General features: G+C 55.5%; 20 protein-coding genes. 8 read left to right on the top strand and 12 right to left on the bottom strand.

Features of this window, described 5'->3' with window-relative positions; all coding sequences use genetic code 11:
• Positions 1-26: 26 nt before the first annotated feature.
• Entirely contained in the window at positions 27-944 is a 918-nt protein-coding gene (locus ACMWKA_RS11840) for an AraC family transcriptional regulator (RefSeq protein ID WP_058661329.1), read from the top strand.
• An 87-nt stretch (positions 945-1,031) separates the two neighbouring features.
• Here ACMWKA_RS11840 and ACMWKA_RS11835 read toward each other — a convergent pair whose 3' ends face one another.
• Positions 1,032-1,931 carry a LysR family transcriptional regulator gene (locus tag ACMWKA_RS11835; protein ID WP_045294090.1) on the bottom strand — a complete coding sequence of 300 codons (900 nt, stop codon included), beginning with the start codon at positions 1,929-1,931 and terminating at the stop codon, positions 1,032-1,034.
• Positions 1,932-2,054: 123 nt separating this feature from the next.
• On the opposite strand from ACMWKA_RS11835, the gene ACMWKA_RS11830 reads away from it, so the two are divergent.
• The 3 genes from ACMWKA_RS11830 (at position 2,055) to ACMWKA_RS11820 (ending at position 3,869) form a co-directional block, all read left to right on the top strand.
• Entirely contained in the window at positions 2,055-2,540 is a 486-nt protein-coding gene (locus ACMWKA_RS11830; RefSeq protein WP_414760259.1) for a cupin domain-containing protein, read from the top strand.
• Between the two features lie 116 nt (positions 2,541-2,656).
• The gene (locus ACMWKA_RS11825; protein WP_414760258.1) at positions 2,657-3,292 is read left to right on the top strand and encodes a carboxymuconolactone decarboxylase family protein; all 636 of its coding nucleotides are present in this window, start codon (positions 2,657-2,659) and stop codon (positions 3,290-3,292) included.
• A gap of 301 nt (positions 3,293-3,593) precedes the next feature.
• The gene (locus tag ACMWKA_RS11820) at positions 3,594-3,869 is read left to right on the top strand and encodes a hypothetical protein (RefSeq protein ID WP_414760257.1); all 276 of its coding nucleotides are present in this window, start codon (positions 3,594-3,596) and stop codon (positions 3,867-3,869) included.
• A gap of 27 nt (positions 3,870-3,896) precedes the next feature.
• Here the strand turns inward: ACMWKA_RS11820 and silA are convergent, their stop codons facing one another.
• From silA to ACMWKA_RS11800, 4 genes are read right to left on the bottom strand one after another with little or no spacing between them, the layout of a single operon-like run.
• Positions 3,897-7,037, bottom strand: a complete 3,141-nt coding sequence (gene silA, locus ACMWKA_RS11815) for a Cu(+)/Ag(+) efflux RND transporter permease subunit SilA (RefSeq protein ID WP_414760256.1) — start codon at positions 7,035-7,037, stop codon at positions 3,897-3,899.
• Positions 7,038-7,047: 10 nt separating this feature from the next.
• Positions 7,048-8,289, bottom strand: coding sequence for an efflux RND transporter periplasmic adaptor subunit (locus ACMWKA_RS11810; protein WP_205918204.1), 1,242 nt, complete (start codon positions 8,287-8,289; stop codon positions 7,048-7,050).
• A gap of 11 nt (positions 8,290-8,300) precedes the next feature.
• Complete coding sequence (gene cusF, locus ACMWKA_RS11805) at positions 8,301-8,642, bottom strand: cation efflux system protein CusF (RefSeq protein ID WP_040022563.1); 342 nt, start codon at positions 8,640-8,642, stop codon at positions 8,301-8,303.
• 27 nt (positions 8,643-8,669) lie between these two features.
• Positions 8,670-10,055 (bottom strand): efflux transporter outer membrane subunit, encoded by a 1,386-nt coding sequence (locus tag ACMWKA_RS11800; protein WP_414760255.1) that lies wholly within the window; start codon positions 10,053-10,055, stop codon positions 8,670-8,672.
• A 163-nt stretch (positions 10,056-10,218) separates the two neighbouring features.
• Here ACMWKA_RS11800 and ACMWKA_RS11795 point away from each other — a divergent pair, with 163 nt between their 5' ends.
• Positions 10,219-10,902, top strand: a complete 684-nt coding sequence (locus ACMWKA_RS11795; RefSeq protein WP_029883300.1) for a copper/silver response regulator transcription factor — start codon at positions 10,219-10,221, stop codon at positions 10,900-10,902.
• A complete protein-coding gene (locus ACMWKA_RS11790) occupies positions 10,892-12,349 on the top strand; it encodes a Cu(+)/Ag(+) sensor histidine kinase (RefSeq protein WP_414760254.1) in 1,458 nt (485 codons plus the stop codon). The genes ACMWKA_RS11795 and ACMWKA_RS11790 overlap by 11 nt, the downstream gene beginning before the upstream one ends.
• Here the strand turns inward: ACMWKA_RS11790 and ACMWKA_RS11785 are convergent.
• Positions 12,317-13,228, bottom strand: coding sequence for a LysR family transcriptional regulator (locus ACMWKA_RS11785; protein ID WP_414760253.1), 912 nt, complete (start codon positions 13,226-13,228; stop codon positions 12,317-12,319). The two genes, ACMWKA_RS11790 and ACMWKA_RS11785, sit on opposite strands and share 33 nt — an antisense overlap.
• Positions 13,229-13,345: 117 nt before the next feature.
• On the opposite strand from ACMWKA_RS11785, the gene ACMWKA_RS11780 reads away from it, so the two are divergent.
• Entirely contained in the window at positions 13,346-14,755 is a 1,410-nt protein-coding gene (locus ACMWKA_RS11780; protein WP_414760252.1) for an MFS transporter, read from the top strand.
• Between the two features lie 36 nt (positions 14,756-14,791).
• Here the strand turns inward: ACMWKA_RS11780 and ACMWKA_RS11775 are convergent, their stop codons facing one another.
• The 3 genes from ACMWKA_RS11775 to ACMWKA_RS11765 are packed head-to-tail and all read right to left on the bottom strand — an operon-like array spanning position 14,792 to position 17,516.
• Positions 14,792-15,787, bottom strand: coding sequence for a DUF2891 domain-containing protein (locus tag ACMWKA_RS11775; protein WP_013096575.1), 996 nt, complete (start codon positions 15,785-15,787; stop codon positions 14,792-14,794).
• 23 nt (positions 15,788-15,810) lie between these two features.
• Positions 15,811-16,797: a DUF979 domain-containing protein gene (locus ACMWKA_RS11770; protein ID WP_058679085.1), complete on the bottom strand. Its 987-nt coding sequence runs from the start codon at positions 16,795-16,797 to the stop codon at positions 15,811-15,813.
• Positions 16,794-17,516 (bottom strand): DUF969 domain-containing protein, encoded by a 723-nt coding sequence (locus ACMWKA_RS11765; RefSeq protein ID WP_013096573.1) that lies wholly within the window; start codon positions 17,514-17,516, stop codon positions 16,794-16,796. Before ACMWKA_RS11765 ends, ACMWKA_RS11770 begins: the two co-directional genes overlap by 4 nt.
• A gap of 215 nt (positions 17,517-17,731) precedes the next feature.
• Between ACMWKA_RS11765 and ACMWKA_RS11760 the strand changes: the two genes are divergently transcribed.
• Positions 17,732-18,280, top strand: a complete 549-nt coding sequence (locus tag ACMWKA_RS11760) for a winged helix DNA-binding protein (protein WP_058679084.1) — start codon at positions 17,732-17,734, stop codon at positions 18,278-18,280.
• A gap of 2 nt (positions 18,281-18,282) precedes the next feature.
• On the opposite strand, the gene glgX is transcribed toward ACMWKA_RS11760, so the two are convergent.
• From glgX to treZ, 3 genes are read right to left on the bottom strand one after another with little or no spacing between them, the layout of a single operon-like run.
• Positions 18,283-20,358: a glycogen debranching protein GlgX gene (glgX, locus tag ACMWKA_RS11755; RefSeq protein WP_414760251.1), complete on the bottom strand. Its 2,076-nt coding sequence runs from the start codon at positions 20,356-20,358 to the stop codon at positions 18,283-18,285.
• A 15-nt stretch (positions 20,359-20,373) separates the two neighbouring features.
• On the bottom strand, positions 20,374-22,842 hold the full coding sequence (gene treY / locus ACMWKA_RS11750; RefSeq protein WP_414760250.1) for a malto-oligosyltrehalose synthase: 2,469 nt from the start codon (positions 22,840-22,842) through the stop codon (positions 20,374-20,376).
• Complete coding sequence (treZ, locus tag ACMWKA_RS11745; RefSeq protein ID WP_148790922.1) at positions 22,839-24,623, bottom strand: malto-oligosyltrehalose trehalohydrolase; 1,785 nt, start codon at positions 24,621-24,623, stop codon at positions 22,839-22,841. The genes treY and treZ overlap by 4 nt, the downstream gene beginning before the upstream one ends.
• Between the last annotated feature and the right edge of the window lie 139 nt (positions 24,624-24,762).

Raw genomic sequence — 24,762 nt, 5'->3', positions numbered from 1 at the left:
ACGTAATAAATGTGAGGCATTACAGAATGATTTCTGACAAGTCGGTTGAAAAACTACTGGGTGAGCTTTCGGGCGATATTGCTCAGCGCACGCCCGGTACCGGTGATTTTCCTACAGCCGTAGAAGGACTCGAATTGTTCCGCCGAAACGAACCCGCTCCTCCGGTAAGCTGCCTGGTCCCTCCCAGTATCGTTCTGGTAGCTGATGGCGCGAAGATCATGTGGGTTGGTGGTGAGCCTTACGAATACAATACGAAAAAATTCCTGATCACCTCTCTTGACCTGCCAGCGAGCTCGGAAGTATTACAGGCTTCGACATCCCGTCCCTGCGTGGGCGTAGCCTATAAACTTGACCAGCGCGTGCTGATGGAATTAATTGCACAGGGAAGCCTGCCGCCGGTCAAAAAACGAGATGCGGGCACGGGTGTCGGCCTGGGAACTATTACTGATGTTTTGCTGCAGCCTTTCTGCCGTCTTCTTTCTTTGCTTGACGAGCCTGAAGCCATTCCTGTTCTTGGGCCGCTGATTCAAAGAGAGATACATTACCGGCTTTTGATGAGCGATCAGTCCGATCATCTCAGACGAATTGCAGCAGTAGACGGCCATGGCTACCGTATCGGTAAAGCCATCGACTGGTTAAAGACCAATATTGCATCACCACTACGTGTCGAGGAGCTGGCAAGCCGGGTGCAAATGAGCACGCCCTCTTTCCACCAACACTTCAGGCAACTTGCGGGAATGAGCCCGCTTCGGTATCAGAAATGGCTGCGCCTCAATGAAGCCAGGCGACTGATGCTGAATGAACATTACGATGTCACCACAGCGGCCTATGCTGTCGGTTACGAAAGCTTGTCCCATTTCAGCCGGGAATATACGCGGATGTTCGGGGAATCACCCAAGAGGGATATTACTGTGCTGAGAAAATCTGCCGGTAAGAGTAAATAAATTCTGCTCTTACCCGCCTCAGACCCGGTGATCATCGGTTGAGATTCATATTACTGTGGCTCCCTCCTTTCCTCTTTGGAATGAGCGCTAAGGATCATTATGGTAGCGTAATGCGGATATAACTTCAGCGAGTACGGGTGTCAGCTGATGACGACTGGTGTAATAAAGATGATAGCCAGGTAAGAGTGGACACCAATCCTGAAGTACGCAAATCAGCTCGCCTGACTCTATGTGGGGTTGGGCGAGTTCAAGAGGTACATAAGCAAGCCCCAGACCGTCCAGCGCAGCCTGCATCATGAGGTAGGTGTTATTAAATGTAGTTTGCCCCTGCAAACGAACGGATATTTTTTTACCTTCTTTTTCAAATTCCCAAGCGTACAGCCCTCCCCGCGTTGGCAGGCGCAAGTTGACCCCTTTATGTGTGGCTAAATCCCCAGGCACGTCCGGTAATTTCTCTCCCTGGAAGTATTCAGGCGAGCCCACAACTGCCATATGAAAATCAGGACCGATGCGAACTGCAATCATATCCTTATCAATGATATTGCCTACCCTGACGCCTGCATCAAACTGCCTTTCAACGATATCGATAAGTCCATAATCAACGCTAAGCTCGACATGAAGGTCTGGGTTGCGCTTAAGCAAATGTTTAAGCCTCGGCCAGAGTATAGAAATGATAGCGTGGTCATGAGCAGTTATTCGAACAGAACCGGCTGGCTTATCACTCAGAGAGCGCAGAGAAGCTAACTCACTATCCAGCTTACTTAGCATGGGTTGCAGGGTATCGAAAAGACGCCTGCCTGCTTCAGTTAGCGCAACACTGCGTGTTGTTCTTGAAAGCAGCCTTACGCCAAGCCTTGCTTCCATAGCGGTGATAGCGTGGCTTAGCCCTGATCGTGACATGCCGAGTTGAGCAGCAGCACGTGTGAAATTTTTTTCTCGGGCCACTGTTTCAAAGGCACGGAGGTCATTAAGGTTTTCATGCATCATTGTTGAGCACCATGCAACAACACGTTCAGATATGTTTATCTTATCAACTAATCACATAGCGACTAAAGTAATAATGGTTCGATTAGCATCCCCTGCCGTTTAATTACTGATAAGGGAGTACGAATGAGAACACTGATGTCAGCCGTTTTAACACTGGCTATTCTGGTACCACCTGCCTACTCCACGGAAAACAAGACCATGATTAATATATTGCGTATTGGTACAGCACCTTCAGCGAAAGGCCCTTCCGAATATTTTACCGGAACCGTTCGCATAGACTCTCCCTTCCAGTCTACTGAGCCTGCACGCACAGGCGGTGCACTGGTAACATTCGAACCCTCAGCCCGCACAGCGTGGCATTCGCATCCTCTTGGACAGACGTTGATTGTCACTGCCGGTTCGGGACTGGTGCAGGAGTGGAATGGGCCAGTACGTGAAATTCGCCCTGGTGATATTGTATGGATACCTGCCGGGGTTAAACACTGGCATGGCGCAGCATCTGAAACAGCGATGTCTCATATTGCCATAGCTGAATCACTGGACGGTAAAGTTGTTGACTGGATGGAACACGTTACCGACGAGGAGTACGCCGCCGGGAAAAAATCCTGAGGATAATGTTATGAAATCAGGCGCAGTAAACGCGTTAATCATTTCAATGACACTGTCATTAACCCTTTAGTTCTGCCTTATATGCTCAACCTTCTCAGGTTAAGGAGACCCGTTCAATGAATAACGGCCAGCAATCTTTCCTTATGGAACAGCAGAAATATATCGCAGCGATTGCAGCTCAGGGCGCAGCGGGAAATATACCCGCCCTGAATTCCGCTTTGCAGAGGGGTCTTGATGCCGGACTGACAATCAATGACTGTCGTGAAGTTCTTGTTCAGCTTTATGCCTATGCCGGGTTTCCCCGTAGCCTCAATGCACTGACAGAGTTGATGAGTGTAATCAATACACGAAGAGCAAAAGGCATTCATGATGCTGAGGGTCAGTTACCCGGCCCGTTACCCGAACCAGAGGATATGCTAAAGATCGGAACTCAAAATCAGACAGCTCTCGTCGGGCAGCCCGTAAAAGGACAGCTGTTTGAATTTGCACCTGCCGCAGATATGTATCTGAAAACCCATTTGTTCGGAGATATTTTTAGCCGCGATAATCTGGACTGGCTGAATCGTGAACTTGCGACAGTTGGCGCACTTTCAGCCATGACGGGTGTCGATCCACAGCTGAAGGCACATATCACGATGTCCATAAATGCAGGTTTAACGTCTTCGCAACTGAAAGAACTGGTGCGTTTTTTTGGTGAATCCGGCGAACCGTCTATGGCAGACCGACTGAAAAAGGCGATGGAAAATTTGTAAATTAATTAACCTTCGGACCTGACTCATTACCCCCTCAACCGACTGGCTCAGTTGCAAACAAAGTTATCCGCCGGATTTCTGATCCGGCAACTAAAACACCCCTGTTGATACAAAGTCAGTGAGATAGCTAAACCAAAAAAACCAGAATCTGTAATCAGCCTGCCTGCCGCAGAGTATGTTATTCAGATTGAGGTGGGACGTGATGGCTTTTTTCAGGTATCCATAACAACCAGAATTAAGTTACGAAAGCGTATTTATATGGGTGGTATTGATCGCCCTGCTGTTCTCAGGCATTAATGGCATGACGATGTTTCTGATTGGCAAAGGCCTCATGCGTGCCGTGCAGGTGCATCTTACGCTGGCGGTTATGAGCCTTGTGTTAACGACAGTCTATCTGCTGACTGCGCTAAGCGGTGCGAGTGTTCCGGGCGTCAGTCTCATCGCGGCGTTGATAAGCATCTTTATGCTGCTGCTCAGCGGTTACTGCATCCACTCTATTTCTTTCTATAAGATGCTGCTCTTTACCCTGCACAATCGTGCCTGGCGTAAACTTTTGCACCAGACTCGTAAAACGTAAAACCCCGCCATCTCTGGCGGGGTCTGTTTATTGCTTTTTATACCTGCGCAACCAGATAAGCTTATACGCCGCCGGAATGATAAACAGCGACAGCAGCGGCGCGGTGATCATCCCGCCAATCATCGGCGCGGCAATCCGACTCATAACTTCTGACCCCGTGCCGGTTCCCCAGAGTATGGGCAGCAGACCCGCAATAATAACCGCCACCGTCATCGCCTTGGGCCGGACACGCAGAACCGCGCCATGGTACAGGGCTTCATCCAACGCTTGTGCGGTGAATGTCTCCCGTCGGGATAAGGCCGGGTTCGCTTCGATGGCATGACGCAGATACATCAGCATCACCACGCCAAACTCGGCGGCCACCCCGGCCAGGGCAATAAACCCGGTGCCGGTGGCGACAGACATATGGAAGCCCTGCCAGTACAGGAACCAGATCCCCCCGACCAGGGCGAATGGCAGACTCATCAGAATCAGCAAGGCTTCATCAACGCGGCGGAATGCCAGATACAGCAGAATGAAAATAATCATCACCGTCATCGGCACCATCAGCTTCAGTTTCTTATTGGCATGTTCCAGCAGCTCAAACTGACCGGAGAATGACACGCTGGTTCCCGGTCTCAGCTTCACGTTCTGGTTGATGGCCGTCTTAAGGTCATTGACCACCGACACCATATCCCTGCCGCGGGCATCAATATAGATCCAGCTGGTTGGTCGGGCATTTTCCGTTTTCAGCATCGTCGGGCCGGAAACGACACGTATGTCCGCCACATCCCCCAGCGTGATTTGCTGCTTCATCGGGGTCAGGATCGGCATCTCTTTCAATGCCTGCGGGCTGTTCCGGTAGTCCTGAGGATAACGGATATTAATCGGGTACCGGGCCACGCCCTCGACCGTTTCCCCTACCGTCTCGCCACCAATGGCGGAGGAGATAAACAGCTGCACATCCCCCACCGTCATACCGTAGCGGGATGCTTTTTCACGATTAATATCCACATCAATGTAACGCCCGCCTTCCAGCCGCTCTGCCAGAGCAGACACAACGCCGGGTACGGTTTTGGCGACCGCTTCAATGCTCTGCGCCGTGGCGTCGATATCCGACAGAACGGTGCCTGACACCTTGATACCGATTGGGCTTTTAATCCCGGTAGAAAGCATGTCGATGCGGTTACGGATCGGCGGCACCCAGAGGTTAGCCAGACCCGGCAGACGGACGGTTTTATCGAGTTCGTCAATAATCTTGTCAATCGTCATCCCGGGTCGCCACTGATCCTCGGGTTTCAGCTGAATGGTGGTTTCCACCATTTCAAGCGGTGCGGGGTCCGTTGCGGTCTCTGCCTTACCGGTCTTGCCAAACACAGACGCCACTTCAGGAACGGTTTTGATGAGCTTGTCCGTGGTCTGCAACAGCGCAGCCGCTTCAGCCGGAGAAACGCCCGGCAGTGTTGATGGCATATACAGCAGATCGCCTTCGTTGATCTTCGGCAGAAACTCGCCGCCCATCTGACTCAGCGGCCAGATAACCGTGAAGATCGACAAGGCCGCCACCAGCAGGGTTGTTTTTGGCCAGTGAAGCACCCGCAGCAGCAGCGGATGATAGGCTTTAATCAGCAGCCGGTTCAGCGGGTTACTGCTCTCGGCAGGAATTTTCCCCCGGATCCAGAAGCCCATCAGAATGGGAATGACGATAATGGCCAGCGCGGCTGCGCCTGCCATGGCGTACGTTTTGGTAAAGGCCAGCGGACCAAACAGACGCCCTTCCTGACCTTCGAGGGTAAAAATAGGGATGAACGATAAGGTGATGATCAGCAGGCTAATAAACAGCGCGGGGCCAACTTCAACGGAGGCGTTAGTGATCACCTTCCAGCGGGTCGCGTTATCAATCTGCTCGCCAGGGTGCTGATGATCCCACTCCTCAAGCCGTTTATGCGCGTTTTCAATCATCACGATGGCGGCATCCACCATCGCTCCCACGGCAATGGCGATCCCGCCCAGGGACATAATATTGGCGTTCAGCCCCTGGAAATGCATGACGATAAAAGCAATACACAGGCCTAGCGGCAGAGAGATAATCGCCACCAGCGCAGACCGCACATGCCAGAGAAACAGCGCGCAGACGATGGCCACCACAATAAACTCTTCCAGTAGTTTATAACTCAGGTTATCAATGGCCCGGTCAATCAGCTGGCTGCGATCGTACGTGGTAACAATCTCAACACCTTCCGGCAGGCTGGCCTTCAGCGTCTCCAGTTTATCTTTTACCGCGGTAATCACTTCACGTGCGTTTTTACCCGAACGCAGGATCACCACGCCGCCCGCGACCTCTCCCTGCCCGTTAAGCTCGGCGATCCCGCGCCGCATTTCAGGCCCGGTTTGTACGCGAGCAACATCACGCAGATAAACCGGTACTCCGTTCTCGCCGGTTTTCAGGACGATGTTATTGAAATCATCAATGGTCTGAAGATAGCCGCTGGCCCGAACCATATACTCTGCTTCCGCCATTTCGACCGATGAGCCCCCTGCTTCCTGATTAGAGGATCCCAGGGCCTGCTTCACGTCAGCCAGACTGATGCCGTATTGCGCCAGTTTCAGCGGATTGACCTGGATCTGATACTGCTTTACCACCCCGCCGACCGAGGCCACTTCCGCCACGTTCGGGATGGTTTTCAGCTCAAATTTCAGGAACCAGTCCTGCAAGGAACGCAGTTCGGACAGGTCGTGTTTACCGCTGCGATCCACCAGCGCATATTCAAAGATCCAGCCCACGCCCGTAGCGTCTGGCCCAATTTCCGAACTGACGCCAGCAGGCAGCTTCCCCTGAACCTGATTGAGATATTCCAGAACGCGCGAGCGGGCCCAGTAGAGATCGGTCCCGTCTTCAAAAATGACGTACACATAGGAATCACCAAACTGTGAAAACCCACGCACGGTCTTCGCACCCGGCACCGACAGCATGGTCGTGGTGAGCGGATACGTCACCTGGTTTTCGACAATTTGCGGTGCCTGGCCGGGGTAGCTCGTTTTAATAATCACCTGAACATCAGACAGATCGGGTAAGGCATCCACCGGCGTATTGATGATGGTCCATGTTCCCCAGACGCTAAGAAACAGCGCCCCCATCATCACCAGAAAACGGTTGGCGACAGCGCCGCGGATAATCCATGCAATCATCGTCGTCTCCTCAATGGCCTGAATGACTCTTTTCAGGCTGACGCATACGCTCCAGCGCACCGGTAATATTGGCTTCGGAATCAATCATGAACAGACCGCTAACCACCACCGACTCCCCTTCGTTGAGGCCGGATCCTACGGCGGACTGCTGCTGGGATTCGTGCAGAACGTGGATCTGCTTCGGCACAAACCGCCCTTCCGCATCAACGGTGATGACCCGCTGTTCTTTACCCGTATCGATAACGGCCTGGGAGGGGATCAACAGCATCTCCTGGCTTTGGGTGTTCAGCTTCAGATATGCATTCATGCCCGGCTTAAGCCGTTCGTCTTTGTTGGAAACCTGCAAGCGAACCTGCAGCGTACGGGTGGCAGGATCGACGCTTGGCAAAATGTTCCATTTTTCAACATGAAACGACGTGTCCGGGTACGCCGGGACCGAAATGTCAAACTGCGAGGAGTCTTTCAGCAGATACGCGATGGATTCAGGTATGGCCGCGCTGATCCACACCGGATCCATCCCCTGAATCTGTGCCACAACCTTATCTTTCGAAATATTCATCCCGGTACGCAGGTCAAAGCCGGTGATCACCCCGTCAATGGGGGCTTTGATGGTAAACCGGGTCTGGACCGTGCGGGTCGATCGTAACCTTTGAATATCCGCTTCCGGCATGCCTGCCAGACGAAGCCGTTCAAGCACCCCTTTCAGCTGCGTGGGCGTGCCACCGGTGCCGGACAACAGAAGGAACTCACTCTGCGCTTCCACCCACTCCGGAATAGTAATGTCGATGAGCGGCGTGCCTTTCTTCACACGATCGCCTGTCGTCAGGGGATAGACCTTCTCCACAAAGCCTTCGGATCGTGCCTGCACAATCACAAACTGATATTCGTTATAACTGACGTTGGCCGGGATGGTCTGGGCATAATTCAGCGTGCCGCGGGTCACTTTTTGCGTTTTTAATCCCAGGTTCTGAACCTGCGTCGGATCAATACGGATACCGGCACCGTTTTTATCGTCATTCTCATCCGCGTATTTCGGCACCAAATCCATATCCATAAACGGCGATTTACCGGGTTTATCGAATTTAACGTCGGGCTTCATCGGGTCATACCAGAAAAGCACCTTTCGTTCCGGCGGGGTAATTTCTGTTTTTTCTGCAGCATAAATATACTGCCACGCCGTCACTGCAATCAGCCCTCCCGCAAGAAGGCTGCCGATTATCATTGCAGCATATTTAACCTTTAACGATGCCATGCCGTGTCTCGCTATTTAATGCTCTTGAGTAAAGAGATATTGCCCTGCTGCACAAAAGAAAATTTCACGCGGTTGCCGACTTTTACGGCCTTAATACTTTCGTCTGCGTCAGTAAAGGTGAAACGCATGGTCATGGCGGGCCAGCCAATTTCCGGGATGGCTTCATGAGCGATCGTTACCTTTTTGTTTGTGAGATCAACGCCCTTCACGATGCCAGTCCCGGAGACAACCTGCTCTGTGGCCCCTTCGCTGGCAGCACTCATCTCTGCATGCTGATGAACCTCGGCCTGCAGGCCGGCAGAAAACATCATGGAGATCGCACCGAATACAACGGCCTTCATTGAATTACGCATATTATTTTCCTGTTGAGTTAATTATGGTTATTCGACCCAACCGCCGCCCAGCGCGGTGAAGAGATTAATTTCATTAACCTGTCGGGCATAAATAAGGTCGAGAATGTTCTGCTGCGTGGAAAACAGCGCGCGTTCCGCGTCTAATACTTCGATATAACTGACCGCACCGCGGGTATATAACCCTCTGGCACGCTGCAGGGTGATGTTTAGCGAATCAAGATACCGCTGTTGCGCAGCAAGCTGCTGGCTGAGGCTGTCCCGCAGTGCGAGCGCGTCGGCGACCTGTTTAAAGGCGGACTGAATTTTTTGTTCGTAATTCACAACCGACTGCTGCTGGCGAATTTCGGCCAGCTTCAGGTTGGCTTTATTCCTGCCCGCATTAAAAATGGGAATGTCTATTTGGGGAATAACTTTCCACATGCCGCTGCCGGACGTGAAAAGGCCAGATAATTCCGTGCTGCCCGTTGAAAGCCCGCTGGTCAGGGAGATGGACGGGAAAAAGGCGGCGCGCGCCGCGCCAATATTCGCATCGGCCGCTTTAAGCTGATACTCCGCCTCCATAATATCCGGGCGCTGCAACAATATTGCCGATGAAAGGTGGGGTGGTAGTTTTACCGGCACAATATCGCTGGCGTTCATTCCGCCGTCGCCCGATAGCGCGCGATACGTTCCGAGGACCAGTTGCAGGGCATTATTGGCCTGTGCCAGCTCCCCCTCTCTTTTGGCGATTTCTGCCCGGGTGCTTTCGATCTGCCCCCGGGCCTGTTCCAGCGCCAGCACGTTCGTACTGCCCGTCACCAGCTGTTGCTCAACGAAGGCGTAAGACTGCTGATAATTTGACAGCGTATCGCGCGCGATACGCAGCTGTTTGTAGGCCAGCTGCTGGTTGAAATAGCTCTGGGACACATTAGCGACAAGCAAAATATGCACGGCACGACGGGCTTCTTCGCTGGCGAAAAAGTTTTGTCGGTCGGCATCGCTCATGTTCTTTAGCTTGCCAAAAAAGTCGAGTTCGTAGCTAAGCGCAAGTCCCGCGTCGTACTGCTGTGAGGTGGGTTTGTCACTCTTTAGCCCCCCGCTGTAAGTGACGCCCGAGGAGGCGTTCAGCTGAGGATAACGCTCCGCATCCGTCACGTTGAACTGCGCCCGGGCCTCTTCAACCTTCAGCGCGGCCATTTTTATATCGCGGTTGTTCTTCAGGGCCTCTGTAATCAATCCCGCGATTTGCGGATCGACGAAGAAGTTGCGCCAGCCGGTGTCCTGATACATGCCCTCCACGGGCGTCAGGCTGTTACGCGACAGCGAAAACTGCTGGGGTACCGGTGACGTCGGGCGCTGGTATTCAGGGGCCAGCGAGACGCATCCTGTCAGGATAAATACCGTAGTGATGCTTAGTCGTTTTAGCAGGAACATAGCGGTTCAGATGAATTCCAGAGTATTTTTAGGGCTACTCTACTGAACGCGTCCTGTTTGACGGGTGACAGGATAATGACAATGTTGTCATTTATGGCGTAAGTCATTGTTAACGGTCACGGGTGCAATAGAATGTGCTGAGCAGCCAGTCGGGGTAAGCGTGATGAAAATATTGATTGTTGAAGACGAAATTAAAACCGGTGAGTACCTCAGCAAAGGGCTTACGGAAGCGGGCTTTGTGGTGGATCGCGCTGACAACGGCCTGACCGGCTACCATCTCGCCATGACCGCCGATTATGACCTGCTCATTCTGGATATCATGCTTCCTGATGTGAACGGCTGGGATATCATCCGCATGCTCCGCTCTGCCGGAAAGGGAATGCCGGTCCTGTTGCTGTCGGCTCTCGGCACCATTGAGCACCGGGTGAAAGGCCTGGAGCTGGGGGCGGATGATTACCTGGTTAAGCCCTTTGCCTTTGCTGAGCTGCTCGCCCGGGTCAGAACGCTGTTACGACGCGGCAATACGGTGATCGCCGAGAGCCAGTTTACGGTGGCAGATCTGAGCATCGACCTCGTATCAAGGAAGGTAAACCGCGCCGGAAACCGCATTCTGCTCACCAGCAAGGAGTTCAGCCTGCTGGAGTTTTTTGTTCGCCATCAGGGTGAAGTGCTGCCCCGCTCGCTGATTGCCGCGCAGGTCTGGGATATGAATTTCGACAGCGACACCAACGCGATTGACGTCGCGGTGAAGCGGTTACGCGCCAAAATCGACAACGATTACGAACCGAAGCTGATCCAGACGGTGCGCGGCGTGGGCTATATGCTGGAGGTTCCTGATGCAGAGTAAGCCCGCCAGACGCCCCTTCTCCCTGGCTCTGCGCCTGACGTTCTTTATCAGCCTCTCCACCATTCTGGCTTTTTTCGCGTTTACCTGGTTTATGCTCCACTCCGTTGAAAAGCACTTTGCCGAGCAGGATATCAGCGATCTGCAACAAATCAGCCGCGCCATGCACCGCATACTGCAGTCGCCCGCGGATCCGGATGAAAAGAAAATCAGCAAAATAAAAGAGTCGCTGGCCAGCTATCGCAACGTTGCCGTCCTGCTGCTCGATCCCCGTGGCAATGTGCTCTTCAGCTCACAGGGCGAGGCCATCCGGCCAGCGGTGAATACCGCGGATTTCAGCGCCCATCGCCGCGCGCAGGATGTGTTTCTTTGGTCAGTGGAGGACGCTGGCAAGGCGATGCACGCCGGGTCCGACATGAAGATGGAAACATACCGGATTATCGCCTCGTCCGGCACGGCGACATTGCAGGGAAAAGACCAACACTATGTCATGCTGATCGGCCTCTCCATTAATTTTCATCTTCACTACCTCGAGGCGCTGAAAAAGAACCTGATTGCCATCGCGGTGGCGATCAGCCTGCTGATTATTCTGCTCATTCGCATCGCGGTACGTCAGGGACACCTGCCCCTGCGTAACGTCAGCAATGCGATAAAAAATATCACCTCAGAGAATCTGGATGCGAGGCTTGAGCCGTCGCGGGTGCCGGTTGAGCTGGAGCAGCTGGTGATCTCGTTTAACCACATGATTGAAAAAATTGAGGATGTCTTTACCCGTCAGGCAAATTTCTCTGCCGATATCGCCCATGAGATCAGAACCCCGATCACCAATCTGGTAACGCAAACGGAAATTGCGTTAAGCCAGAACCGCTCGCCGAAAGAGCTGGAGGATGTGCTGTACTCAAGCCTTGAAGAGTACAACCGGATGACCCGAATGGTCAGCGATATGCTGTTCCTGGCCCAGGCGGATAATAATCAGCTGATCCCTGACAGGGTAACCTTTGATTTGAGCGCGGAGGTGATGAAAGTCTTTGATTTCTTCGAGGCCTGGGCGGAAGAACGCCATATCACGCTGCGTTTTAACGGCACGCCCTGCCTGATAGACGGCGATCCGCAGATGTTCCGGAGAGCCATCAATAACCTGCTCTCCAATGCCCTGCGCTATACGCCGGACGGAGAAACGGTGACCGTGTCGGTAAGCGAAAAGGAAAATGCGTGCGAGCTGATCGTTGCCAACCCCGGCAAGCCGATCCCTGAGGCACATTTGCCCCGGCTGTTCGACCGCTTTTACCGGGTGGATCCGTCCAGACAGCGAAAAGGCGAAGGCAGCGGGATCGGCCTGGCGATTGTGAAATCCATCATCACCGCGCATCACGGCAACGTGCGTGTGGAATCCGATGCTGTGTCGACCCGTTTTATATTATCGGTGCCGCGACTGATGGCACACCGCTAGCACCTTCTCTCTGAGCCACCGGTGGCCCGGATCCTGTTCCATCCGCGGGTGCCACATCTGAGATACGGTAATGGTCCGGGTGTTGAACGGCAGTTCAAAGATGTGCACGTTCTCGATCATCGGTTGATTGAGCAGATACAATGCCGGGACCATCGCAATCAGATCGGACGCCAGCGCCACGGATAACGCAGTCGGAAAACCGGGCACCACGCTGGCGATTTTGCGTTTCATCCCCCGCGCGGCCAGGGCATCATCAACAAAACCGTGTGATGAGCCATTTGGCGCGGTCACCACATGACCCCAGGCGACATAATCCTCAAGGCTGACTGTTGGCAGCGCCGCCAGTGGATGCCCTTTGCGCACGGCGCCTACAAAGCGGTCCTCAAAGAGCCGCTGCAGACGAATTTCGGGCCCCATGTTGCTCTGCACACCAATTTCCAGGTCAACCAGCCCCTCCCGCAGATAACGCGACGTTTTCTCCGGTTTCGGAGCAAAGCGGATGCAGACATCCGGCGCTGCTTCCGCAACGGCCGCAATCAGCAATGGACCAAACGCCACCACAAAGCCATCATTGGCTCTGACGGTAAACACCCGTTCAAGATTTTCTGCCCGGAAGGTGTCCGTTGAAGGCTGTAGCACCGCCCTTGCCTCATGCAGCGCATGTCGGGCGCGATCCCGGGTGGCTTCGGCCCACGGAGTCAGCACCATCTGACGCCCGGCCCGCACCAGAATCGGATCGCCGGTGACCTCACGAAGCCTGCTCAGCGTGCGGCTCATGGCTGAGGTGCTCAGGTTAAGACGCCGCGCCGCCCCCGCCACGCTGGCTTCAGCCAGCAGGATGTCGAGTGCGACAAGCAAGTTGAAATCAGGATCGGTCACAAAACCTCCTCATACAGGGCGTTTGATGCAACGTATAAGTGCAAATGCTGCGTCTTCCGCCCTGTATAACCCATTACTATAGTGTCGTCATCAACATTCTTGCCTGGAGATAACACGATGACGCTCTTTTCAAACCAACCCGGCGACGAAGGGTTACCGGGACATGAACGCGCCCGGGTGATGGCTGCGGTGATGACCACCACGTTGATGGGCGTCTTCGATGGCACCATGATCAACATTGCCCTGCCATCAATGGCCAACGCGATGCAGGTGCCCGCGAATGTCGCAGTCTGGTTCGCCAACGGTTACCTGCTGTCTGCGGCAATGACGTTAGCCATCTTCGCCGCCCTCGCCGCGCGCGTCGGTTATCGCCCGGTGTTTCTGGCAGGACTGGCTACGTTTACCCTGACCTCGCTCGGCTGCGCGCTGGCAACAACGCCGGAAATGCTGATCGGGATGCGTATTTTGCAGGGTATCGGCGGCGCGGCCACGCTGAGTATTGCCCCGGCGATCCTGCGCTCGGTATTCCCGGGTCGGCTGCTTGGCCGCTTTCTGGGGCTGCACGCCCTGCTTATCGCCGCCAGCACCGCTATTGCACCGGTGCTGGGCGGAACAATACTCGACGTACTGAGCTGGCAATGGCTGTTCGCGATCAACATTATTCCCGGTACCGTTGCCCTGCTGCTGGCCTGGAAAGCGCTTCCGCGGGCGACGGCCTCTGATACGTCCCCGTTCGACGTGCCCGGTGCCCTGCTGTCCGTGATCCTGCTGGGGTCGATGATCATGGCGGCAAACAGCGTAGAGAATAGAGCGCACGCCATCAGCACGGTTTGCTGGGCACTTGTCGCCACAGTCAGTCTTATCACTTTTGTCTGGCATATCCGCCGCGCCCGGAACCCCATCCTGCCGCCGGTGATATTCAGCAACGGACGGTTTACCCTCGCCGCGCTAACCTCGCTGGCCTCGTTTGTGAGTCAGGGCATTACCTTTATCGCGCTGCCGTTTCTGTTTCAGAGCGTGTACGGCTATAGCCCGGCGATCTCGGCTTTATTGTTCACCCCCTGGCCGATAGGTATCGTACTCATTGCGCCGCACGCGGGCCGTTGGGCAGACACGATCTCCGCCCCGTTGATCTCCACACTTGGACTGATGATTTTTGTCGTTGGGTTGATTTTGCTGGCGACGCTGCCTGCCGGCCCTTCTGCCTGGGATATCTGTCTCAGGAGCCTGGTGTGCGGTATCGGCTTTGGCTGTTTCCAGAGTCCCAATAACCGTGAAATGCTCTCTAACGTTGCCCGGGAGTACGCCAGCTATGCATCCGGGGTGTTGTCCATCGTCAGAACGTTCGGCCAGTGTCTCGGTGCCGCCGTGGTGGGAGTTTTGCTGGCTGCGACCGCAGGGTCAGATCATCAAATGCTGGATGACGGTGCCGTTCATATTGCGCTGTGGATCGCGGTGATCGCGTCAACTGCGTCAGTATTATTTAGCGTTAGCCGACTGCGTCGCGCGCGACAGGCTACGGCATAATTGCCAGGGCAGCGTCCTGCGACGCTGCCCCCATATTTACTCCAGCGCCAGCAGCGCAAAACTCGCCAGCCAGTGCCCACCGCTGTAGTGGCTGCCGACAACATGCCCGACGCTCGCCTTCAGGTGTTTCGCCACCGCATCACGCAGCGCCTGCTGCGCCGGATGATCCTCCGGCAGCGCACTGGCAATATGCTTCATGCACCAGGCGCGGCTGAGGTTTAATCCGTCCAGATGCGCAATTTTGGGGTCGGTACGGTCGCTCACTTCTGCCGGGTTCATCAGCGCTGAAACAGCCCCGATATTCGGCAGAAACGCGTCGAACCAGGCCGGGAAATTCTCCGCGACCTTGCTCATCAGCAGAGCCTCTGTCAGCGCGCCGGACACATACTCATCGCCCCCCGGTTCATAGTGAGCCGGATACTGGGTATCCGCGAGATAAAACCGCGTCGCCGCCTCCAGAATGGCACTCTCCAGCGCGTTATCTTCCACCGCCCGGGCGTAATCGATCCCCAGCGCGAGGGCAAACGCGGTGTTGTAATGCGTGCCAACCCGAATCGGGTACGTCAGCTTACTGAGGTAATCCACCAGACGGTTGCGAATGTCCTGCGTTAACGGCGCAAGCGTCTGATACCAGCCTGCTGCCTGCGGCAGCGATGACTGTTTCAGCTCCTGGGCCAGTGCCAGCAGCCAGCCGTAGCCATACGGACGCTCGAACGAGGCGCGGAACGGCGCGTTGAAATAGGCCAGCTCCTGCGCCACCTTTTCTGGCGTGAGATGGTCGGCAAACAGCGTGATAATGTCATCCCGGCACGACAGTTCCGGGTAGAGGCGCAGGCAGCGCAGCAGCAGCCAGTAGCCGTGTACCGCCGAGTGCCAGTCAAAACAGCCATAAAAAATGGGATGCAGTTCGCGCGGCGGCAGGACGTCCCCGTCATCATTGAGCAGATGCATAATATGGTTCGGGTATTCCTGGCGCAGATAGGTCAAAGGCATTCTGGCAAAAGCATCAGCCTGGTGTTGCGTTAATTCCATCACAGCTCCTTAGGTTGCCACGCTTAGCGAAACACGAGGAAATACATTAAGAACACGTTGACCACCAGCAGGGTTAACGCGGTCGGGATCTGGATCTTAATGATCTGATATTTGTCTTTCAGCTCCAGTAACGCGGCGGGAACGATGTTGAAGTTCGCCGCCATCGGCGTCATCAGCGTGCCGCAATAGCCAGCGTACATACCAATCGCCAGCAGCGGTGCCGGATTACCGTGATGCACGTGGATCAGAAACGGTAAGGCGATACCGGCGCTGAGCACCGGGAAGGCCGCAAAGGCATTACCCATGATCATGGTGAACAGCGCCATGCCGACGCAGTAAATCACCACCAGCATAAAGCGGCTGTCCGGGTTCACAAACAGGCTGACCACCTTCTGCACGGAGTTGCCGGTATTGGCCACCACAAAAACCCCGCCCAGCATGGCCAGCATCTGCGGCAGGATCACCGCCCAGCCAATGGTATCCACCAGGCGGCGAGACTGACGGACGGCATGCAGCGGCGTACCTTTTGTCAGCCACCAGCCGGTAAGGATGGCCGCCACACAGGCCACGCACAGCGCCGCCAGCGTGAGCTGTTTTTGATCGAGCAGGTAAACTCCGCCAATCGACACCCCTTTCAGGAACAGCGTGCCGATAACCGTCACCACCGGGATCATCAGGGCCGGTAAAAACAGCCAGTTTTTCAGCCGGTTTGATGAGGCAATACGCTCAGGCTCACTGGCCATTTTGTACTGCCCTTTACCGACCAGCCCAAAGCCTGCCAGAAGGGCAATTACAATCACGGCGCCGCCAATGATCCGGTACGCCAGCGAGCGGCCCAGCTCCTGCACCATCAGGTCACCGAACAGGAAGATCCCACCGAACAGAAACCAGAACAGTGCCGTGGTAAAACGTTTGGGGTTGGCGCGATCGCGCAGGGTCATGACCACCAGCAACATCACGACGAAGCCAATCAGGTAGTACACGCGATTAATGGTGAGCAGTGTCATCATGGCGCGATCTCCTGCGTTCCCTGCCCGGCTTTCCACGCCATCACGTCACGGCGGATGCTGGCATCCAGCCTCAGCAGACGCGTCATATGAATAATCAATGCCGCAATCGCCGTCGGGATCGCCCACAGGCCGATATGCAGCGGTTCAATACCCTGAATACCGTTCTCCTTCAGGAAAGCGTCGATCAGCAGCACCGCCCCGAAGGCGATAAAAATATCTTCGCCAAAAAACACCGCGATATTGTCGCACGCGGCGGCATGGGCTTTGATTTTGTCGCGAATATGCTGGGGCAGTTCGCCGTACTCGTTCAGCGCCGCCCCTTCGGCCATCGGTGCCAGCAACGGACGCACCGTCTGGGCATGACCACCCAGCGACATCAGCCCCAGCGCGGCCGTCCCCTCGCGGGCGACAAAATAGATCATCAGAATACGCGCCGAAGTGGCGCTGGCGATCTTCGCCACCCACGCCTGTGCGCGCTCTTTTAGACCGTAATATTCCAGCAGACCAATAACCGGCAGGATCAGAATGAATGTAGCCAGAGAGCGGCTGTTGACGAACTTCTCGCCGAAGGTTTCCAGCAGCATGCCGAAATCCATCCCAACCAGCAGACCCGTCGTCAGCCCAGCTACCACGACCACCAGTAGCGGGTTGAAGCGCAGGGCAAAACCAATAACCACCACCGGGATCCCGATAAGCGGCAACAGTGTAGAACCGTCCATAAACGTTACCCTATCCAAAGTGAGCGTTGCGCGCCGACGGCTATTTTTTTAATTTGCGGCGAGCGATGTTGTGTTTTCCGTCAGGCTTCGAAAACCTGCGTTAAAAAGCTATATCTGAACCGCAAAAACATGTAAACAATTTATCAATAAAATGTTCTTATTTTATCGATGAGTTTACATTTCCGGGCAACAGCCACACTCCCGTAAGGAACGTTATGACCCTGAAGAAAAGTGCTGCATCAATGAATCACGACGATATTAACGACGGCCGGATCGTCTCCTCCCGCCATCTGGTTTCCGAGCGCTGCGCGGAGCTATCGGAGCTGGAGTACGCGCTGATCATGACCAGTAACGCGTTCAATAAATGGATGGTGCGCTGCATGACCGCGGCCGGTGAGCCGGATATGGGGGCCTTTGACGTCTCGCTTTTGCATCATGTGAATCACCGCAGTCGCAAGAAGAAGCTGGCCGATATCTGTTTTGTGCTCAACGTGGAAGACACCCACGTGGTGACTTACGCGTTGAAAAAGCTGGTCAAGGCGGGCTACGTCACCAGTGAAAAGGCAGGAAAAGAGCTTTTCTTTTCCACCACGGAGGCGGGAAAAGCACTGTGCATGAAATACCGGGATGTGCGCGAAGCGTGTCTGATCAACATACATGCCGAAAGCGGGATTTCGGGTGCCGCTATCGGTGATACCGCCCAGCTGCTGCGCACCATTTCATCCCTGTATGACACCGCCGCACGGGCGGCGGCATCACTTTGACATCACGGGCGTCTGAAGAGAGTAATACTGCGCCCCGCCAGTTCGTAATCCACGGTCCGGGTGATGACCTCGCCCGTGGCAACCTCCCCCGCCGTGGAGAGCTCCAGCACCCAGCCTCCTTCACCAAACTGCGGGATCTGGAACGACACGGCGCCTTCGAAGGGGTTGAACAGCATCAGCACGTCGTGCCAGATCCCCTCCTCCTGGATGAGATCGGGCCGGCTGATGGAGACGCCGATTGTCGAGCCTTCCTCCCATTGCTCAGACTGCTGCGGTCCTCCTCCGGCGTTAAACCAGCGGATCTCAAGACCGTCTCGCCAGCTCTCCCGGCGCAGCAGCGGCTGTTTCGCCCGAAGCGCAATCAGGTGCCGGGTAAACTCACGCAGCGCGACGTCGTTTTCTGACAACCCTTTCCAGTTGATCCAGGAGATCTCGCTGTCCTGGCAATAGCCGTTGTTGTTCCCTTTTTGCGTCCGGCCAAACTCATCCCCGGCCAGCAGCATCGGTGTACCATGGGAGAACAACAGCGTGGTGAGGAAGTTCCGTTTCTGCCGTTCACGGGTGGCAATAATGTCCGGGTTCTCGGTCGGGCCTTCCTCGCCATAGTTATACGAGCGGTTATCGTTATGCCCGTCGTTGTTCTCTTCACCATTATCGGCGTTGTGTTTCTCGTTGTACGACACCAGATCGTTCAGCGTGAAGCCGTCATGCGCGGTAATAAAGTTGACGCTGGCCCACGGGCGACGCCCGCGTAAATCATAGAGATCGCCCGAGCCCAGCAGGCGGGCGGCAAAATCAGTGGGAACGTTATCGCCCCGCCAGTATTCACGAACGGTATCGCGATATTTGTCGTTCCACTCGCCCCAGCCGGGCGGGAATCCGCCCACCTGATAGCCGCCGGGGCCGATATCCCAGGGCTCACCGATGAGCTTGAGTTTTGATAAAACCGGATCCTGGGTCATGGCATCAAAGAAGCCGCCGCGCGGATCGAACCCTTCTGGCTCGCGCCCCAGTATCGTGCCCAGATCGAAGCGAAAACCGTCGATATGCATCGATTCCGCCCAGTAGCGCAGCGAATCCATGATCATCTGCAGCACACGCGGGTGTGAGGTGTTCACCGTATTCCCCGTGCCGGTGTCATTGATGTAATAGCGATGCTGATCCGGCAAGGTGCGGTAATAGCTGTAGTTATCGATACCCTTGAACGAGAGCGTCGGGCCAAGCTCATTGCCCTCTGCCGTGTGGTTATAGACCACATCCAGAATCACCTCGATACCCGCGTCATGGTAGGCGCGGACCATATCGCGAAAACCCTGGATCCCTGCCGGGCCGTAATAACGTGACGCGGGCGCAAAAAAGCCCAGCGTGTTATAGCCCCAGAAATTCTTCAGGCCGCGGTCCAGCAGGTGCTGATCGTCCGGGAACCAGTGAACCGGCAGCAGCTCGACGGCGGTGATACCCAGACTTTTGATGTAATCGACCGAGGCTTTATGCCCCATGCCTTCAAAGGTGCCTCGCAGCTCGGGCGGTATCGCCGGGTTGAGCTGGGTGAAACCTTTCACATGGCTCTCATAGACCACGGTATGCGGCCAGGGGATCGCTGGCCGCTGATGGTCCTGCCAGTCAAACGCATTCGGATCGATGACCCTGCATTTTGGAGTGAACGGCGCGCTGTCACGCGTATCAAAGCTCACATCCAGCGCGTCATGACCCAGTTCGTAGCCAAAATGGGCATCATTCCAGTCGATATCGCCCACCAGTTCACGGGCATAGGGATCGATGAGCAGCTTATGCGGGTTAAAGCGATGCCCGTTTTCCGGATCATAAGGCCCGTAGACGCGATAGCCATACAGCGCGCCGGGCTGGAGGTCGGGCACATAGCCATGCCAGATCTCGTGGGTATATTCCGGCAGCTCCAGACGGGCGATTTCCGTTTTACCGGAGGGGTCAAACAGACAGAGCTCCACCCGCTCGGCGTGAGCTGAAAAAAGCGCGAAGTTAACCCCTTTCCCGTCATAATTTGCACCCAGCTGCTGGCCATGACCGGCCCGTATGTCAAACGTATTTTCCTTTGCCATTTTCGTTCTCCACGATTATTCGCAGGTAAGCAGAACTAACAAACTTCCTGTTTCAGACGTTAAATCCAGCGTCTCCCGCAGCGCCCGACGTTCACCGGTAAACAGATCCCGGTAGCGTTTCCCGGAAAGCTCTTCGGGGATGACGACCGAAGTGTTGGCCCACAGCGTTTCGTTTGTGGGGGTAGCAAAAACCAGACGCGGTACGGCAACAATCAGCGCCTCCCCGTCCTTCACGCGCGCGTAGACAATCAGGTTTTCCTCGCGCTCGCCGCTGACCTTCAGCGGCAGCCAGTCGCCGTACTGGAAGAGCGGTAAATAGTGCTGCCGGACGCGTAACAGCGTGGCGGTGACATACTGCTTCACCCTGCCGTTTCGCCACTGCTGTTCGTCGGCAAAGAGCTTTGCGTCGGCGCTGCTCAGGTTTTGCCTCAGCGTGGCGAAATCCGGCTCCAGCCGGTTATCCGGGTCGACCAGGCTAAAATTAAGCGCCTCGCTTCCCTGATAGATATCCGGTACGCCCGGCGCCGTCAGTTTGATCACCGTCTGGCTCAGGCTGTTCATCAGCCCGGCGCGGATAAAGGGTTGCAGGGAGGACGAGAAATCATGCAGGAACAGCGTGTTCTCAGGGGACAGCAAGTGCCGGACGTAATTCAGCACCACGCTCTCATAGCTCTCATTGCTGTCGATCCAGTCGGTACGCTGTTTGGCCTCGCGCAGCGCTTTCTCAATAAACCCGAGGAAACGCGCTTCGAGAGACTTCAGCCCTTCACCATCGTCAGGCGACAACGTTGCAGGCCAGACGCCCGCCAGCGCCTGGTAGATCATCCAGGTATCGGCCGCGTTTGGCGCGGTACCGTCATTGAGAAAACGCACCTGGGTCTGGTTCATCTGTCGCCAGCGCGCCAGATTTTCACCCCACTGTTCCGGGGCTTCCGTCAGGGTGTAGAGGCGCGCCCGCGCGTCTTCCCCGCGCTTGGTGTCGTGCGTGGAGGTCCCCAGCAGCGCATCGGGCTGACGGGCCAGACGGATGCGCATCTCCTGGTGAAAGCGGGATAACGAGAACGCGCGCGGGGTGGGATCGGCCCCCACTTCGTTCAGGGCGAGCTCGAGGTTATGGCGGAAAAAGAGCGTATCTTCCACCGATTTCGCCATCAGCGGCCCGGTAAGCTGCTGGAAGCGGGTTCTGAACAGCGAGGCTGCATCGCGGCTGCTGGCGTCCAGGTCGCCGGTGAGGATCCTCACCAACAGGCTTAACGCCGGTTCCGGTGCGTCGACGCTGGCAACAACGCGGTTCAACAGCGCGACATCCGGGGCGGTTAACCCGTCGGCGGTGCCGTAGGTGCGGTAGACCGGAAACGCAATCAGCAGTTCGCGCAGCGTGTAGCGTATGTCGTCCTGCGGCACGTCAATGTCGTTGCATCGGGCAAGGTCGGTGGCAATGTTAAGCAGCGTTGTGAATTCACCCTCAAAATTGCGATCGGTCATCAGCCCTTTAGCGTTGCGAAGTTCCGCATGGCGATCGACCGTCACGCCCAGCGTCTCGTCGTGGATTTTTTCCAGCCGTCCGAGGTTATTATCGTCGACCAGCACTTCGGCCAGCGAGGCGATAAACTCATATCCGGTGGTGCCGGATACCGGCCATTCCACAGGCAGTTGTTCCCCTTTGGCGAGAATTTTTTCCACCGTGATATAACAGTCGGGACCGGTTGCCTGCCGTAACCGCTGCAGGTAACCCAGCGGGTCGGCCAGCCCGTCGATATGGTCAATGCGCAACCCGTCGACAATGCCGGTATGCACGAGCTCGAGGATCAGGCGATGCGTATCCTGAAACACCCCCTCGTCTTCCACTCTGACGCCCACCAGGCCGGTAATTTCAAAAAAGCGCCGCCATGAGAGCTGTTTCGGCGCTTCCCGCCAGGACATCAGCCGCCAGCTCTGCGCCTCGTGGATCGCCTCGATGCTTTTCTCCGCAGCCCATGTTCCGGGGTTAAGCGGATAGGCTGTGTCATAGTGGACCAGCGCGGCCTCGCCGGTGACACTGTCACGTTTCAGAGCAATTGCCCCCTTCTCCAGCTCGGCCTCAAAGGTGTCGCCAAGGAACGGCAGCGTCAGCGGGCGCGACCAGTCAATATCAAAATAGTGCGCGTAACGGCTTTGCTGACCAAACGCGATAACGTCCCGCCACCAGCGGTTTTCCAGCGAGGTCGACATATGGTTAGGGACGATGTCCAGAATGAGCCCCATTCCCGCCTGCCTGAGTGCCGCCGTCATGCGGTCGAAACCGGCGCGCCCGCCAATGGCGGGATCGATTTCGTTAGGATCGGTGACGTCATAACCGTGGGTTGAACCGGTGGTGGCGGTAAATATCGGTGAGGCATAGAGATGGCTGATCCCGAGGTCTTTAAGGTATGGCACCAGCTCCACCACGCGATCAAAGGTCATGCCATTGCGGAACTGTATTCGGTATGTGGCACAAGGGATCATGATGCGTCTCCATCTGCAAAACGAACGACAATGCTGTTTGGCACTAACACCTCAGCGGCCTCCGGCCAGCTAAAGAGCGTTTCGCCTGCCAGCGCAGGAACGTCAACGGGCTTATTACCGATATTCAGCGCCAGCGACAATGTCCCCGTCGGGAAAGACCAGCTCACCGCCACCATACCGGGAGCGGTCTTAACGATTTTGCCCTCAACGGTGCCGCCAGGGCGAAGTAACGGCACAAGATAGCGATGCCGCAGGACAAGCAGACTTCGCGTGAAGCGCAGCCAGGATTTACCCTGCGCAGTCGTCACGTTGTGCCAGTCCAGTTTTGAGCGGGCAAAAGTCTGCTCGTCATTCGGATCCGGTACATCGCCATCGTGTCCGCTGTGGCCGGTAAACTCTTTTGCCCGCCCTTCCCGCACGGCTTTCGCCAGATCGCCATGAAAATCCGTAAAGAACAGGAACGGGTTGGTTTCGCCATACTCTTCGCCCATAAACAGCAGCGGGATATGGGGTGACAGCAGCAGCGCGGCGAGCAGAACGCGGGTTTTATCCGCGCCCGCCAGGGTAATAAGCCGTTCGCCCTGGGCGCGGTTACCGGTTTGATCGTGATTTTGAATAAAATCGACAAAGAAGGTCGGCGGCTGGGTGTGGCATTCCACCCCGCGTGAGTGTCCGGTCTGCAACGAGACCTCACCCTGATAGACAAACCCTTCTGCGAGTGCTCTGGCGAATTTTTTTTCCGGTTCGAAGGCAAAATCCTGATAGTAGGCATGCGTTTCGCCGGTGGCAAAGACGTGGGCGGCGTTGTGGAAATCATCATTCCACTCGGCGGTAAACAGCGGCGTGGCTCCCTTCTCATCCCGAGGATGCAGGAAAATCACGTTACGGCTGTCCTCGGTGGTGAGATGGATATGACGATCCGGGAGCGCTTCGCGGATCGTTTCCGCGATCTGCTGAAGAATATGTTTCGACGCCGTATCTTTAATCTGGTCGATGGCATCAAACCGTAAGCCATCCAGACGGTATTCAGTCAGCCAGAACAGGGGCGCGTCAAGAATGTAGTGTCTGACCGGCTCCCGTTCATAGGCGATACCGTTACCCCACGGCGTCATTCTCTGCTCATCAAAAAACGCGGGTGACAGCAAGGGTAAGTAGTTTCCTTCCGGGCCGAAATGGTTGAGTACGATATCCAGCACGACAGAAAGGCCCAGGCCGTGCGCCGCATCGATGAACGCGTGAAAATCCTCCGGCGTGCCATAGGCGGAATGCGGGGCATACAGCAATACGCCGTCATAGCCCCAGCCGCGGCTGCCACCGAACTGTGAAACCGGCATAACTTCAAGCTGAGTGATGCCGAGTTCAGCCAGATACGGCAGCTTGTCGATAGCCGCCCGGAAGGTGCCCTGCGGTGTAAAGGTGCCAATATGCAGTTCGTAAATCACCGTCTCTTCCCACGGTCGCCCTGCCCAGTCTGGGTTGATGGGCTGATAGCGGCCGGGATCAATCACCACGGAGGGGCCATTAACGTCCCCTTTCTGCGCCCGCGATGCGGGGTCAGGTACCGCCATGCCGTCCTGTAAAACGAACTGATACTCGGTGCCATGCGTCACGCCAGGTACGTCAATCTGGAACCAGCCGTTACCGACCGCCGTCATGGGCAGATCGCGTTCTGCCAGACGTAGCGTAAGTTGTTGTTGTCCCTCAGCCCAGACGCGAAAACGTACAACGTCACCGGAAATAAACTCAGCACCCCACTGCTTTTGAAATGTCCTGAATTCCATTCATTGTCCTCGAATGACCCACATTTTACGCGGAATGAAGTACAAGCTTAGTTCAGGATCGAAAGCACGTTTCAACAGAGCCCCAACGTGCAACCGTCATTTTTCTGTCACTTAAATTCATTACGCTTTCGTCATTTTG

This window comes from Enterobacter sp. 03-F-07-AD-ECC (assembly GCF_047530935.1).
In the GTDB taxonomy this organism is placed as follows: domain Bacteria; phylum Pseudomonadota; class Gammaproteobacteria; order Enterobacterales; family Enterobacteriaceae; genus Enterobacter; species Enterobacter cloacae.
Note: the sequence above shows the minus strand (reverse complement) of the source record. Positions and strands in the feature narration are given on the sequence as shown.